At 36.8% G+C, this 14391-nt stretch carries 14 protein-coding genes; 6 read left to right on the forward strand and 8 right to left on the reverse strand.

Features of this window, described 5'->3' with window-relative positions; all coding sequences use genetic code 11:
* Window positions 1-7 precede the first annotated feature (7 nt).
* From BUB45_RS15940 to BUB45_RS15950, 3 genes are read left to right on the forward strand one after another with little or no spacing between them, the layout of a single operon-like run.
* Entirely contained in the window at window positions 8-991 is a 984-nt protein-coding gene (locus tag BUB45_RS15940) for a phosphate acyltransferase (protein WP_073011980.1), read from the forward strand.
* Complete coding sequence (buk, locus tag BUB45_RS15945; RefSeq protein ID WP_073011983.1) at window positions 930-2027, forward strand: butyrate kinase; 1098 nt, start codon at window positions 930-932, stop codon at window positions 2025-2027. The genes BUB45_RS15940 and buk overlap by 62 nt, the downstream gene beginning before the upstream one ends.
* 20 nt (window positions 2028-2047) lie before the next feature.
* Window positions 2048-2980, forward strand: a complete 933-nt coding sequence (locus BUB45_RS15950) for a 2-dehydropantoate 2-reductase (RefSeq protein WP_073011986.1) — start codon at window positions 2048-2050, stop codon at window positions 2978-2980.
* 314 nt (window positions 2981-3294) lie between these two features.
* Here BUB45_RS15950 and BUB45_RS15955 read toward each other — a convergent pair whose 3' ends face one another.
* Window positions 3295-4179, reverse strand: a complete 885-nt coding sequence (locus tag BUB45_RS15955; RefSeq protein ID WP_073011989.1) for a LysR family transcriptional regulator — start codon at window positions 4177-4179, stop codon at window positions 3295-3297.
* 520 nt (window positions 4180-4699) lie between these two features.
* On the opposite strand from BUB45_RS15955, the gene BUB45_RS15960 reads away from it, so the two are divergent.
* Complete coding sequence (locus tag BUB45_RS15960) at window positions 4700-5215, forward strand: acid shock protein (protein WP_073011991.1); 516 nt, start codon at window positions 4700-4702, stop codon at window positions 5213-5215.
* A gap of 174 nt (window positions 5216-5389) precedes the next feature.
* Window positions 5390-5893 (forward strand): hypothetical protein, encoded by a 504-nt coding sequence (locus tag BUB45_RS15965; RefSeq protein WP_139300185.1) that lies wholly within the window; start codon window positions 5390-5392, stop codon window positions 5891-5893.
* A gap of 162 nt (window positions 5894-6055) precedes the next feature.
* Here the strand turns inward: BUB45_RS15965 and BUB45_RS15970 are convergent, their stop codons facing one another.
* Genes BUB45_RS15970 through BUB45_RS15985 form a run of 4 tightly spaced genes read right to left on the reverse strand, consistent with a single transcriptional unit; the run spans window position 6056 to window position 9811 of the window.
* Window positions 6056-7066: a FecCD family ABC transporter permease gene (locus BUB45_RS15970; protein WP_073011997.1), complete on the reverse strand. Its 1011-nt coding sequence runs from the start codon at window positions 7064-7066 to the stop codon at window positions 6056-6058.
* Entirely contained in the window at window positions 7063-8079 is a 1017-nt protein-coding gene (locus tag BUB45_RS15975; protein ID WP_073011999.1) for a FecCD family ABC transporter permease, read from the reverse strand. Before BUB45_RS15975 ends, BUB45_RS15970 begins: the two co-directional genes overlap by 4 nt.
* Before the next feature lie 3 nt (window positions 8080-8082).
* Complete coding sequence (locus BUB45_RS15980; protein WP_073012002.1) at window positions 8083-9009, reverse strand: iron-hydroxamate ABC transporter substrate-binding protein; 927 nt, start codon at window positions 9007-9009, stop codon at window positions 8083-8085.
* Window positions 8981-9811: an ABC transporter ATP-binding protein gene (locus BUB45_RS15985; protein ID WP_073012004.1), complete on the reverse strand. Its 831-nt coding sequence runs from the start codon at window positions 9809-9811 to the stop codon at window positions 8981-8983. The genes BUB45_RS15980 and BUB45_RS15985 overlap by 29 nt, the downstream gene beginning before the upstream one ends.
* A gap of 314 nt (window positions 9812-10125) precedes the next feature.
* On the opposite strand from BUB45_RS15985, the gene BUB45_RS15990 reads away from it, so the two are divergent.
* A complete protein-coding gene (locus BUB45_RS15990) occupies window positions 10126-11175 on the forward strand; it encodes an NAD(P)/FAD-dependent oxidoreductase (RefSeq protein WP_139300188.1) in 1050 nt (349 codons plus the stop codon).
* Window positions 11176-11556: 381 nt separating this feature from the next.
* Here the strand turns inward: BUB45_RS15990 and BUB45_RS15995 are convergent, their stop codons facing one another.
* The 3 genes from BUB45_RS15995 to BUB45_RS16005 all read right to left on the reverse strand — a co-directional run bounded on the left by BUB45_RS15995 (window position 11557) and on the right by BUB45_RS16005 (window position 14386).
* A complete protein-coding gene (locus BUB45_RS15995) occupies window positions 11557-12570 on the reverse strand; it encodes a LacI family DNA-binding transcriptional regulator (RefSeq protein ID WP_073012009.1) in 1014 nt (337 codons plus the stop codon).
* Window positions 12571-12780: 210 nt separating this feature from the next.
* On the reverse strand, window positions 12781-13530 hold the full coding sequence (locus BUB45_RS16000; protein WP_073012012.1) for an inositol monophosphatase family protein: 750 nt from the start codon (window positions 13528-13530) through the stop codon (window positions 12781-12783).
* Entirely contained in the window at window positions 13520-14386 is an 867-nt protein-coding gene (locus BUB45_RS16005; protein ID WP_073012015.1) for a glycerophosphodiester phosphodiesterase family protein, read from the reverse strand. Before BUB45_RS16005 ends, BUB45_RS16000 begins: the two co-directional genes overlap by 11 nt.
* Between the last annotated feature and the right edge of the window lie 5 nt (window positions 14387-14391).

The raw sequence follows: 14391 nt of genomic DNA on the forward strand, positions 1-14391 counted from the left end.
TTACAGCATGTTACATGATTTTCAAGAATTGGAACAAAAGATAGGCAACATAAAGGAACCTAAAAAAGTAGCTGTCGTTAAAGCGGCTAATGAACATGCGTTAGAAAGCATTTTTGAACTAGCTAATGAAGGAGTAGTTATACCATTTCTAATTGATAGTCAGTCAGAAATAGAAGATTTAATATCAAAAATGGATATGAAAAACACTACTTATCATATCGTTGACGTGTCATCTGATCAAGAGGCAGCGTATAAAGGTGTTGAATTAGTAAGGGAAAATAAGGTTCATTTTATTATAAAAGGAAATATTCAAACGGGGACATTATTAAAAGAAGTCGTTCATCGGGAAACAGGAATACGAGAGAAAGATGTCCTTTCTCATCTAGCGTTAATCGATGTCCCTGCTTATCCAAAACTGATTGGAGTTACAGATGGCGGTATGCTGTTAACGCCAAATGTCGATCAAAAACAGGCGATGATAGAAAATGCGCTAGAAGTCATGCGGGCATTAAACTATTATCACCCAAAATTTGCGGTATTATCTGCAGCTGAAGTTGTTCAGCCTAAGCTTCCAGCTTCAACAGATGCAGATGAATTAACGAAACGATTTAAGGAAAGTGAAGATTGTGTTGTAGAAGGACCTATTTCATTAGATGTTGCTCTCAGACCTTCCATTGCGACTGAAAAAGGGTACCAAGGAGAAATTAACGGGGATGCAGATGTATTAGTTGCTTCTGATGTTGTAGCCGGTAATACACTATCCAAAAGTATGCTCCTACTTGCTAACGGCACAATGGCTGGCATTATTCTTGGGGCTCAAGTTCCAATTGTTTTAACATCTAGAAGTTCAAGTACACTGGAAAAACGATATTCTCTTCTGTTGGCATTACAAATTAGCCATGCACAAAAAGAGGAAGGAGTAAATGAAGATGGCGGATCGTATTCTATCTATAAATCCTGGAGCAACATCAACGAAACTTGCATATTTTGAACATGATGAATTGATTTTAAGTAAAGAATTAACCTATTCCTATGATGATATTGCTAAATACGATTCTATCATGGATCAATATGATTTTCGATTTAGAGAGATTACCATGTGGTTAACAGAACAAAACATGACGAAGGGTTCTTTCGATGCGGTTGTAGGTCGTGGAGGGTTGTTACCTCCAGTTAATGCAGGTGCATATATTGTTGATGACGCAATGATAGATTGTTTAAAACATCGTCCTGTCTTACAACACGCTTCAAATCTGGGAGCTACGCTGGCAAAAGGGGTTGCTCAAGCGTTTGGCACATTGGATTGTAAGGCCTATATATATGATCCTGTAACGGTTGATCAAATGGATGATGTTGCACGAATTTCAGGGGTTGCAGACATAGAGCGTAAAAGTATTGGTCATGTGTTAAATATGCGAGCTGTCTGTATGAAAATTGCAGAAGAAAAGTTACAGAAGCCTTATGAAGAAAGCAATCTTATTGTAGCACATGTTGGCGGAGGAAGTTCAGCTAGTGTGCATAAAAACGGCCGTATGATTGATCTTGTATCTGATGATGAAGGGTTATTTTCAACAGAACGTTCTGGAGGTCTCCCATTAAAAGAAGTTATTCCATTGTGTTTTGAACGTACGAAAAAAGAAATGACGGATTTGACACGGAAAAAAGGTGGACTTGTCTCTTATTTTGGTACAAATGACGCTCGTATTGTTGAGGAAAAAGCTAAAAATGGGGATGAAAAAGCAAAACTTGTTTTAGAGGCGATGGCTTACCAAATAGCAAAGACAATTGGTGAACTCGCTACGGTTCTTTACGGAAAAGTGGATGGAATTATTATGACTGGTGGACTTGCTTATTCGGAGTTTATTACCAGTCTGGTGAAAGATAGAACCTCTTTTATTGCCCCTGTTTTCTTTGTTCCGGGGGAAGCAGAAATGGTAGCACTTGCTAAAGGAGCGAGGCGTGTTTTAGTCGGTCAAGAAAAAGCGCAAGTTTTTAAAGAACACGACAAAAAGGCAATTGTTGTGTAAAAAAACTAGTAGGTGAGATAATGAAAATAGCAATCGCAGGATCTGGAGCGTTGGGTAGTCGGTTTGGCTACATGCTTTACGAAGCAGGAAATGATGTTATCTTAATTGATAAATGGAAAGAACATATTGATTCCATTCGGGAAAATGGTCTCATCGTTCAAGATGGAAATAACAGAAAAATAGTTAACATTCCTATCTTTTATCCCCATGAAGTGGCTGAGGAAGTTGATCTTGTCTTCGTTTTCACAAAATCAATGGGTTTGCAGGATATGCTAGAGGACATAAAACCAATTTTAAGGGAAAATACAAGTGTGATTAGTTTACTAAATGGAATTGGCCATGAAGATATATTAAAAGAATACCTTCCTGTTAAAAACATTTTTATGGGTGTGACCATTTATACTTCAGGATTGAAAGGTTCTGGCCACGTTATCTTTGAGGGATCTGGCACCATTGAAATTCAGAACTTTACACCAGGAGATCGTGAAGAGAAAAAGGCCTTACAACTTGTAGGTATGCTCAATCAAGCTGGTTTTAAAGCATACTATAGTGAGGATGTTACACATTCTATTTGGAGAAAAGCATGTGTTAATGGAGCGATGAATGCAATTTGTGCACTACTTGATTGTAACTTGGCAGAGTTCGTATCAACGAATCAAGCCGAAATGATTATTCGTCATATCGCGAAGGAGTTTGTTAAAGTAGCCAAGGAAAAGGGAACAATACTAGATGAGAATGATATAGTTGAATATATTTTACAGTCTTCTAGAAAAGTTGGAAGTCACTATCCCTCCATGCACCAAGATCTCATTCAAAACCATCGTTTAACAGAAGTGGATTTTTTAAATGGTGCTGTAGCCCGAATGTCGAAAGAACTTGGCTTTGAGACTCCATATAATACATTCATTACGCAATTAATACACGCTAAGGAACAAATCATAATGGATGAATAGTGTTTGTTCTTCGTTATAGGTTACGAGATAACAAGGTAATTTAGGGTATAGAAGAGCGGTCATGATCATGACAAGTATGTGCCAATATCTCTTTGATGCTGTCTTCTTAGTCATGAATGATGCCCGCTCGTTGTCAAATCGATTGCGAATGTATCTTGTAGATTCCTAACATAAGTAGCGAGGAATTATAGCAATTCATAAAACCCAATTTTGAGGTGTTCTATGACAATCATTTTAAAATAACCTACCTTTATCTGTTATTCGCATAATTTTTTAAAAAACGAAAAATTTAGTTGGATTTCAAATAATTTTAGTTAATTCTTTTTTATCGTATCAATGAAACGTATAGCAATATCTTTTAAGTGTTCATTTTTTCTTTTTGCAATTCCTATTTTAAAATAATTTGCTTTATCATTAAGCGGTATCCATTTTAAATTGTTATAGTTACTCAGGCGTTCAAGTGCTTTTGGCATTAAGGTGACACCACCTGTAATAAGCGTATTCTGTAATAAAACTTCCCAGTTGTCATTCATAAAAATAATATTTGGTTGAAATCCATTTTCCTGACAGGATTTATGAAGTATTTTTCCCAATACGTAATTAGAAGAAAATGAACAAATGGAAGCACCCTTTAAATCGGAGAATTGTATGGATTTTTTCTCAGCTAATGGATGGTTAAAAGGCATGACAACAGCGACTGAGTAATCTGGATTAGAAGTGTTCAAGTTTTCAATAGTAATGGAAGGCTCATAAATAGGGAAAGATAATAATCCAATATCTAGTTCCTTGTTGGCGAGCATTTTTTGTAATTTGATAGAACCAGTTTGAATAAGGGATACTTCAACTTCAGGATGGGTAGAAGTAAAATGAACAATTTCTTTCATATATTGAATAGCAAAAAGAACAGTTAGGCCAACTTTTAGTGTTTTGTTTTCCTTTTGATGGAGTTGCTGAATGGTTTCTGTTAATTCATCTACATGAATAAGAATGTCCTTTCCTTTTTCATAGAATATGTTTCCTGCCTCGGTTAGTTTTAATCCTTGATTTGTTTGATAAAATAAACGAACGTTTAATTCTTCTTCTAGCTTTTGTATGTTCCAACTTAAGGTTGGTTGCGTAACAAATAAATTATTTGCTGCTTCTGAATAACTTTTAGAGTTTGCAATGGCTACAAAGTATCTAATTTGTCGAAGCTCCATAGTAACAAGCCCTTTCTTTTATCATAGATTAAATCCGTATTGATAAATTAATCACAGCAATAAAACTATGTATAGGGTGATGATTCTATTATAAAATGAACAGTTAAAAAAATAAACTTTCATAAAATTATTATTAATTGATAGAAGGATAGTAGTAGTATCCAAGTCTTAAATTTTTATTTTAAAAGGGGGTTTTTGTGATTTTTATGGATAAAATCCTTTTAAGGATTTTTAAATACATAGAAGTCGGGAAGATTTAAATTTGGGTCTCTTGCGTTCTTGGAGATAATGGAGGCAAAAAGCTAAGATATTTGGAGCATTTCTATGACAACTTTATGCTTTCATCGGCATGCACTATATGAAAGTAGAAAAGTATATTGGCGTATAAGTTACTAATGCGTATCGTGTACTTTTTTATTGCAAGTTTATGACATTTTGCTTGCTTAGACACCATTTTATCTTGCAAAATCTTCCTCCATACAGCATAATATTTTTATACTACTGCTTGGAGGATACAGATTTGAAAAAAGTATTGTTTTTAATTGTTATTAGTATTTTGAGCCTTTCATTGGCTGCTTGTTCTGGAGAAACTGAGAGCGAAGCAAAGGCAGAAAATGAAAAAGAGACGGAGCAAGAAAATAAGGAACAAGAAGAGGCAGATAATCAAAAGACGGAAGAGAAACAAGAACAAAACAAAGGTATGAATGTGGATAAAGCAACACAATTATTAGAGGATCATGTATTAGAAGAAAATGATGAAATACAAAAATTAACGATGAACGATGGAGAAATAAAAGCTTCCATTATAATTGGCGATAACGACACGATAAATGATAAAACTTTGTTAGCTCAAATTGCTTATAGTAGTGCCGGTGATGAATTTTTGCAACATGAAGGCTGGGAAGTACTAACCATAGATTTTGTTGATCTTGCTGAAGTATCGATGCATCGAAATGAACAAGAAACCGATGAAAATGATTTTGTTTATTTTCCAATGGATAAAATAATTGATCAGTTTGAGTCAGAAGCAAACTAAATACATAGATTTTCAAACGAAAAGCTAAAAAAGTGTTTGTATTTTGAGAAGGGCATCTTGGGAAGGTGCCTTTTTTCGTTATAGGAAAGTATAAAAATTTTTGGTTTTATCGTATAAGTTACTATACATGTTGTCAGGAAACAAGGTGATTCTATGAGAATAACAAACTATTTCTTGAAAAATAAAGTTTATAAGCTAAACGACCTCATCACAAATAGTGATGTCTATATTGGCGGTTTTGATAACCAGTCATTAATTAAACTCGTACAAAAAAATAAAGCTGCGTATGTGGAAAATGGTCTACTGATGTTAGAAGGAGGGCTTATATTTCGTACAAACGGTAAAGAAATTGGCAGTATATCCATGTATGATGATTTGCCTTCTTTATATGCTTATTATTTAAATGCAGTAGAAGAATATCTAGACAGTGGGGAAGCAGGTTTTTATTATCCAAGTCAACCAATAGAAGTGGTAATAACAAAAGATATTGGTCTAAAATCTAAAGTAACAATTGATGCGAATCCCTTGATCGTCATGGAAAAGGAATTATTGCAAGCTCTCATTTACAGCTCCCAATGTTTCTTTGAGGTGTTGTTCTATGATTTAAAGCTTAGAGCATACAAACAAGAACTTTTGCAAATAGAAACAATGAAAAAGGAAATCACTAAAAATATATAAGAACGGAACACTGTTCTTTGCAGGTCTTACGTGTAAACTCTTCAAGAATAGGAGGAGTAACCTTGGAATACTAAAAAATAGTAGAGAAAACTTTATCCCATACCGTCAAAGCTAATTATTAAATAAAATAAAAAACGAGTGGGAACTACCCACTAGCCCATATTATTTGCTTCTTAATAGTAGATAAATAAAATACGGTGCTCCGATAATTGCCACAACAATACCTGTGGGAATGCCTTCTGGCTGCAATATATTCCTGCCAATCGTATCGGCTACTAGTAATAACCAAGCACCCATCAGAATAGTGATTGGTAGGAATAGCTGATGTCGTGGCCCGACGAGCCCTTTTGCGATATGTGGTGCCATTAATCCAATAAAGACAATCCCACCTGTCACAGATACGGTTGCAGCTGCTAAGGCAACGGCTACCATTAATAATACGATTCTTTCTTTTTCTACATGCATACCAAGCCCAATACCTACTGGTTCACTCATCCCAAAAATGTTTAACTGGTGTGATTTTATGTATGTATATGGAAATAAAATCAAAATCCATGGGAGCAGAGCTAAGATAAATGGCCAGTCTGTTCCCCAAATATTTCCTGCCAACCAGTTAGCGATGAAGTCGACTTTCTCATTTTTAGCACCAGATGTGAGGATGACCATAAGACCAGATAATGCCATGGAAAATCCAACCCCAACAAGAACAAGATGGATAGGATTTAGACCGGTTTTTCTTTGGTGGGAAAATATATATATCAATATGGCAGTAGCCATAGCACCGATAAAAGCGACAACAGGTAGCATATATACAAAATTTTCTACTTCTATTGGCATAAATAAAAAGAATACGGCAATAGCTAGACCAGCTCCCGAGTTTATCCCGATGATTCCTGGATCAGCTAAGTCGTTTCTAGTTAATGCCTGTAAAATAGCCCCAGAAAGTGCGAGTGCCATGCCGGCTAACACGATAATAATAAGTCGTGGTAAGCGAATAGAGAAAAACACGAAGTCTTCTTTAAATGTTCCGTTTCCTAAAATAGTCGGAATTAAACGATCTATCGACACAGAAGATGAGCCTACGCCAATTGCTATGATGGACGTCATGATAATAAGTAGTAGTAAAATGAATATAATGATGCGTTGTTTGCGTATTAGTTGGGATGGAATCATTGAAATGCGCTTCCTCCTTTTCGCACAACAAATAGAAAGAACGGGAGTCCAAGAACAGCAACAATGGATACAACTGGTGTCTCCATTGGTGCATGAATCATACGTCCGACTAAATCTGCAAGCAACATAAAGATGGCTCCAGTAAAGATAGACATCGGAATGATATGACGATAATCAACACCAACAATTGCTCGTACAATATGAGGGATCATTAAGCCGATAAATGCCATATTCCCGACTAACGAGACGGCGGCTCCAGCTAATATAACAATCACAATAAATAACAGCCAACGAATTCGCCTTGTATTTTGACCTAAACCAGTGGCAACATCTTCCTTTAAGCTGAGAATCGTTACTTGACGAGATAGAAGCAATGCAAATAGTAACCCGATTAAAATAAATGGAATAACAATGGACAGCTGTTGCCATGTCGTACCAATAGCACCTCCTGCTGTCCAAAGGGAGATGTTTTTGGAGATTTTAAAATATAAACCGATAGCATCCGCAACTGCTTGTAAAAAGATAGAAATGGCAGCGCCTGCTAATACTAATTTGACAGGGGTAAAGCCACCTTTTTGCATGGAGCCAATACCAAAGACGAGCCCTGCACCTGCTGCAGCCCCAATAAAACATGCCACCATAATTCCAAAAGTGCTTACGCTCGGTAACATGGCCAGTGCGAATGCTAATGCAGCATTGGCACCGGAAGTTAAACCAAGTAACCCAGGATCAGCTAAGGGGTTGCGTGTCATCCCTTGCATAATGGCACCGGAAACAGCAAGAGCTGCTCCAACAAACATCACGGCAACTTCTCTTGGTAAACGAATATCCCGAATAATGGAATAGCCTGGAGAACTACCTTTTTGGAAAAACGCATTAAAAACGTCAGCAAAACTCGTTTCTTTTGCTCCCATTTTTGTTGCTATAAGGAATGTGAAGAAGCATACTATAATAGCGATGATTAATTTGATTGGAAAAGCCGTATGTTGGATTTCTCTTTTTACTTTCTTCACCGTTTATTCCCCTAAAAATTTTTCTTTGAAAAACTCCAATTGATATTCAAGTGTTGACGCATCGTTAAAGTAAAATTCTTTTCCATTAACAACAAATATATGATCATTTTGTACAGCAGGAATGTTTTGGAACGTATCGGACTCTAAATAAGAAGTATCTTCTGCACCAGATTGATCACTAACAATTAAATAATCACCTGCAAAATCAGGGATCACTTCTTCTGAAAGAGCGTAATAACCGTCTTTTAAAGCTTGTTCTTTCACTGATTCAGGCATGTTTAGGCCCATGGCTTGATAGAGAATTTCGGTACCGCGTCCCCAATTATCACCAAATACATACCATTGTTTATCGAACTTTTCGATGACAGATACGGTAGCATCTTTGCCAATTTTATCTTTAATTTGTTTACCGATATCTTTTGCTTCTTTCTCAAAGCTTTCTACCCACTTGCGGGCTTCTTCTTCCTTGTTTACGAGCTTGCCAATTTCAATATGTTGATCTAAGTAACCAGCTTTTCCGTAAGTAAATGTAACGGTCGGTGCAATTTCTTTTAACTTGTCTATATTTTTAGTGGAAGATAAGCCGATGATTAGATCTGGTTCTAGCTCGATGATTTGTTCTAAATTATCTTCGGAAACGGTGGCAGCGTCTTTTAATTCTTCAAAGCGCGGGTTATCTTTCGCCCATGAGTCAGCACCAACAACATGGACGCCAAGTTTGATTAAATCTCCAGCAAATTGGCTAAGCACAACAACACGTTGCGGGTCTGCAGGAACTTCTACAGGACCGTCTTCAGATTCATAGGTAATGGTATCTTTTTCATTGTCTGAAGCTGCTTTATCGTTATCTTCTTGCTTTTCATCGTTCGTATTACAAGCACTAAGTACAAGAATGAGGATGCTAAATAGCAGAATGAATCTTTTTTTCATTGTTATGTTGCTCCTTTTGTTTAATTAGATCGTAAGTGATGCAGATCGGTTTGCCTGTGCGTGGATCTGTCCCTATTTCTCCGTCTATTTCATATACATTTCGTAACATTTCTTTGGTAAGTACTTCTCCGGGACTCCCTGTTTGAATAATTTGTCCTGAACGCATGGCGAGCAAGTGATCACTGAACCTAGCCGCTTGGTTGATATCGTGTAAAACCATTATAATGGTTCGGCCTTCTTGCTTATTCAGTTGCTCTAGCAGTTGAAGAATGTCTAGTTGATGGGCCATATCGAGATAGGTTGTTGGTTCATCAAGTAGAATGATGTCCGTTTCTTGCGCTAAAGCCATTGCAATCCACACGCGCTGTCTTTGACCGCCAGACAATTCATCTACAGTGCGGTGTTTAAAACCTATTATAGCAGTTACCTCCATTGCCCAATGAATTACATCGATATCTGCTTGTTTTAATCGACCTAAACCACTTTGATGTGGAAAACGTCCGTAAGATACCAATTCACCAACTGTTAATCCGCTTGCGCTATCTGGTGATTGGGGGAGGATGGCCATTTTCTTAGCAACGTCCTTTGTTTTCATCGTGGCGATTTGGGAACCATCTAAAAGGACAGAACCATCTTCATAAGGGATGATTCTTGTTATCGCTTTTAATAAAGTAGATTTACCACAACCATTACTACCGATGATGGATGTGATCTGCTTATCAGGAATAGTAACGGATAAATTTTGTATAATGGGCACTTTGTCATAGCCAACAGTTAGGTCATTTGCGGTTAAACGAAACATTTTCTTATCCTCCTTTCTTTATATATATATAGCGAAAGGGTAAAGGTTATTGATCATACAATGGAATTGTTTACGAACGTTTACTTCCTGAATAACAAAACATTAATTTACCCTTTAATTGAAAATGATTATCAATACCAGAATGATATACCGTATCTTTTTGTTTGTCAATTGCTAGTATTAAAATTAATATGGTGAAAAGCAGGCTTTATTAGTATCTCTATATAAAAAGGGTTGCAACACGTTGTAAAATAGTATAAGATGGATGCAAATGATAATCATTTTCAATTGTGAGGAGCATTCAAATGATTCATATATCTGAGGCAGATGTGTATGATGTAACGATTGTTGGAGGAGGGCCAGCGGGGCTTTTTTCAGCATTTTACAGTGGTCTACGTGAATTGAAGACAAAAATTATTGAGTACCATCCTTTTCTTGGTGGGAAAGTGAATGTATATCCTGAAAAAATTGTCTGGGATATAGGTGCGATGCCACCTCTTCCAGGACAACAAGTTGTTGAAAACATGGTGCAGCAAGGACTTACCTTTGACCCTGAGGTAGTGCTCAATGAGGAAGTTGTATCCATTGACAAAAATGAGGCTGGTTTCTTTGTTGTGAAAGCGTCCTCAGGAAATGTGCACTATTCTAAGACCGTAATTGTAGCAGTTGGTGGGGGAATATTAAATCCAAAACGTTTACCAATTGCTAATGCGAGCGACTTTGAAAATAAAAATCTGCATTATACGATAAAGAATTTGAAAGATTTTAAGAATAAGCGTGTATTAATTTCTGGTGGAGGGAATTCTGCTACGGATTGGGCTAAAGAATTATCAGGTATTGCGAAAGAAGTATATATTGCATGTAGAAGCGATTTTTCTTGCCATGAATCCCAGATTACATATTTACAAAATCATTCTGTTGTTTGTTTCACGCAAACTGAAATTGCGGAATTAGTGGCAAATGCCTCTGGTGATCGAATAGAAAAAGTAGCACTGAAAAATCGAGAGTCAGGTGTAAAGCAGTATATTCCGATTGACGAGGTTATTGTGAACCATGGCTATGAGAGAGACAAATCATTATTAGAAGACAGCCCACTTGATATCCAAATCTTTGATCATTATTTTATAGCTGGATCAAGCAGCAGTGAAAGCTCTATCTCTGGCTTATTTGCTGCAGGAGATATTTTACATCATGACGGCAAGCTTCATCTTATTGCTGGTGCTTTTCAAGATGCAGCAAACGCAGTCAATCAAGCCAAGCTTTACCTTGAACCCGAAGCGACGAAAACAGCAATGGTATCCTCTCACAATGAAAAACTATATGGACGGAATGAAAAGATCGTAGCGGATTTATTGAGGGAATAGAAAATGCTCGTTTAAAGAGGAAGTATAAAGGAAAGGTCAGATAAGGTCTACGAAAGAAAGGCGAGATTGATAACATAAGCAACACTAAAGCTTATGCCATAGGGGATTTCAGCTGAACTTTCTAAGATGGGTAGGTTGTCTTAGCCTTCCTTTCGAGACGTAAAGCAGCCTTTAGAAAATGTTTTCTGAAGGCTTTTATGTTGTAAAGAAAGTTTGCAAGCTGGATAAAAATTTTATGGAACACAATGAATCATGATTTGTCATTTTGCCTTTTTATACGATAGAGCCACATTAACTATTATAATAGTACAAACAAGCAAAATTCCCTCTGCTCGTTTTTGCTTATATCTATTTATATGACAGTTAAAAGGATATTACATATCATTTTTTCATTGGAGCACAGCTTTTCCGTTCAATAATATGAGTTGCTATTTCTACTTTTTTAGCTAGTTTCCTGTATCCTTTGATCCGTTCTAGAACAGTGATCATTGCTTCTTGCCCCATTTCATTTGTATTTACTTTTAATGTAGACAATGGGGGGTAAATGTATTCCGTTGTATAGTCACCATTAAATCCAATGACCGACATATCTTCTGGAACCTTTAGCCCTGCATCTTGCAATGCTTGCACTACACCAATTGCCGTTGGATCGTTAGCAACAAACAAAGCCGTTGGTATTTCCTCAAGTTCTAGTAATTTTTTAGCGATTTCTTGCCCCGCTTCTATTCCTTTGTCTCCAAAAATAACCCAATCTTCATGATATAGATCTAGTGCTTTCATATACTCGGTGAAATGCCATTTACGTGAATCAGTGTTTAATAGATCAGATGATTCTTCGGCACCTAAGCAGCCAATTTGTTCATGACCAAGTTCTCTTAAATAGTTCAGTACCTTATACACAGCTTGTCTTGTATTAAATGAAATATGGTCATATTGATCGGCATAAGGATTTGCAAGACCAATAACAACTACATGTTGCGAATGAATATACTCACGAATAAAATCATGTTCATCTTTGGAAAGGTTTCCGAGAATAATGGCGCCATCAAAAGTCGTATTCGTAGTAGAGATCGTTGTTAAATGATCCAGTGGTAAACTGACAATGGTCACATTCTTCTTCAGCGCCATATGCTCTAGTCCATTACGAATAGAAAAGTAGAAGGCTCTATCTACAGTGCTTTTAAATGCTTCATTGTTATGAATCATTGCCACATGGTATTGCTTTGGTTTTGTCCTTTTTTTACGTAAGGGCTTATATCCTAATTCTTCAACGGCCGCCAGTATTTTCTCTCTCGTTTCATCCGTCACTGTAATGGTTTTGTCGTTATTTAATACGCGTGAGACAGTTGTTTTAGAAATACCAGCTTTTCTGGCGACGTCCTCCAACTTCACCATAAAAGCACCTCCAATTTTTGGCTTATTATGAAACAGAATGTAAGGTGCTATGACACGCCAGCTGGCGATTCCAGCACCTTACATGATCATTTCGTTCCAATAGGTTTTATTAACTATCCATGAAAGCTTGACGATAAGTCACTATATTCATTTCGGTTGATAAGTAGCGCTGTATTAGTCTTAGTGAGCATGGTCTAAACTCGTTACTTTTTATAAACGCCCCGAAACACTTTTCCCTTCGTGTTTGTTAATTTCTTCAAGTAACTCGTTCCATTTTGTACCTATTAGAACGGTTTGATTTTCTGTTACTTCTACAGGTAAGCCGACCATTTCTGCGAAGATAACAGCAGCTTTATAATCCCATGCTTGTTGATCTTTTCTATAAAAACAGCTTGCTTCTCCAATTGCTACTCGAATGATTTCGATAGCACAAACTTCTAGGTAACGAACACCTTTAAAGCGATTGGCAAACGCTTCATATTTTGCTTCCTTTAGATAGCTTGGGGTAATATGGATAATTCCATATGCTGCTGTTTTTGGTCGGGTAAAAGGTTGACCATTAATAAAAGCTCCCGAGTTGGAATGAGCGTGATATAGTGTGTCTTCCTTTACATCAAAAACAAGTCCGAATTTTTCTTCATTTCCTTCAAAGGCGATGGATATAGCAAATTCACGATGACGATAAATGAAGTTTGTCGTTCCATCAATAGGATCAATGTACCAGCTGTTTTGTTTGTTTCCTGATTTTGATTGTTCCTCACCGACTATGCTATCCTTAAATCTGTTGCTAATTTCATGAACAATATGCGCATTAAGTATTTTATCTAGATTGGTAACTAAATCTTTATCGTGTTCTTTTTCTTCTATATTTTCAATGGAATGTTGCTCTAATAGAAGTTTGCAAGAGTCGATTAAGTTGATTGCAAATTCATATCGTGGCGATATAGGTTTAAGGCTCATAGACGAGATTAACTCCTTTTTGCTCAAGATATACTTTTAATGGTAGTGGCCAATCTGTCTGAATAATATCAAAGCCCATTTCTAATAGCTTTCCCCACCCTAAATCAGGGTCTTCCAACAAAGAAATATCGTCGTCAAACCCACCGCAAAGTGATGGGCGATCATTCCAAAGAACAATGGCGTTTATCATAGTGTGATAGCCCATTTCTCGAAGCGTCTGTATAGTTTCCTTTGATACATAAGCTGCTTGCGGATCATCAAAGATCATTTCAAATCCAATGATATTAATGCGATCACGATACGACATAATGGTTTCAAAGTCAGTTTCGCTCCAGACCTTTGGCAGTGTCATATATTTTACATCGTGCTGTGCTAATACTTCCAAATAATCGGTTGCTTCGACATCTGTTTTAATTATAATCGATTCTCGCTGATCTTCAAATTGATCGAAATGCTCCAAAAGCTCTTTTCCCCATTTCTTGGCATGATCAACATGTAATAATGTATGGGGATGCTTTTTCATAGCCGCCATAAATTGTTTCACTGTTGGTGGGGAATCGACAGCCTGCATATTCATATTCAGTAAAGGCATATGACTTAATGCCTCAGAGGTAAATTCGCGAAATTTTTCTTGTTGATTCAAGCGAATGGGCTCTTCATGCTCGTGAAAAATATAAAAGATACCGTCTTTTGATCGACTAATATCAAATTCTACAATATGAGCACCTTGACGAATGGCATTCAGCATGGAACGATATGTGTTGTAGGAAATATTCCCTCCTGCCGACCCTTGGTGACAAGCAATTAAACGATCATTTTTTTCCAATAGTTTGTTTAAGATAGTGGTGTATTTCATTTTGC

The organism is Virgibacillus chiguensis (assembly GCF_900129865.1).
Classification (GTDB): Bacteria; Bacillota; Bacilli; order Bacillales; family Amphibacillaceae; genus Virgibacillus; species Virgibacillus chiguensis.

What these genes read in the sequence shown, in the direction of transcription:
- BUB45_RS15940 (WP_073011980.1), top strand. Translation starts at nt 8, where the DNA reads ATGTTACATGATTTTCAAGAATTGGAACAAAAGATAGGCAACATAAAG.
- BUB45_RS16000 (WP_073012012.1), bottom strand. Translation starts at nt 13,530, where the DNA reads ATGAGCCTTAAACCTATATCGCCACGATATGAATTTGCAATCAACTTA.
- BUB45_RS15970 (WP_073011997.1), bottom strand. Translation starts at nt 7,066, where the DNA reads ATGATTCCATCCCAACTAATACGCAAACAACGCATCATTATATTCATT.
- BUB45_RS15980 (WP_073012002.1), bottom strand. Translation starts at nt 9,009, where the DNA reads ATGAAAAAAAGATTCATTCTGCTATTTAGCATCCTCATTCTTGTACTT.
- BUB45_RS15985 (WP_073012004.1), bottom strand. Translation starts at nt 9,811, where the DNA reads ATGTTTCGTTTAACCGCAAATGACCTAACTGTTGGCTATGACAAAGTG.
- buk (WP_073011983.1), top strand. Translation starts at nt 930, where the DNA reads ATGGCGGATCGTATTCTATCTATAAATCCTGGAGCAACATCAACGAAA.
- BUB45_RS16005 (WP_073012015.1), bottom strand. Translation starts at nt 14,386, where the DNA reads ATGAAATACACCACTATCTTAAACAAACTATTGGAAAAAAATGATCGT.
- BUB45_RS15955 (WP_073011989.1), bottom strand. Translation starts at nt 4,179, where the DNA reads ATGGAGCTTCGACAAATTAGATACTTTGTAGCCATTGCAAACTCTAAA.
- BUB45_RS15995 (WP_073012009.1), bottom strand. Translation starts at nt 12,570, where the DNA reads ATGGTGAAGTTGGAGGACGTCGCCAGAAAAGCTGGTATTTCTAAAACA.
- BUB45_RS15950 (WP_073011986.1), top strand. Translation starts at nt 2,048, where the DNA reads ATGAAAATAGCAATCGCAGGATCTGGAGCGTTGGGTAGTCGGTTTGGC.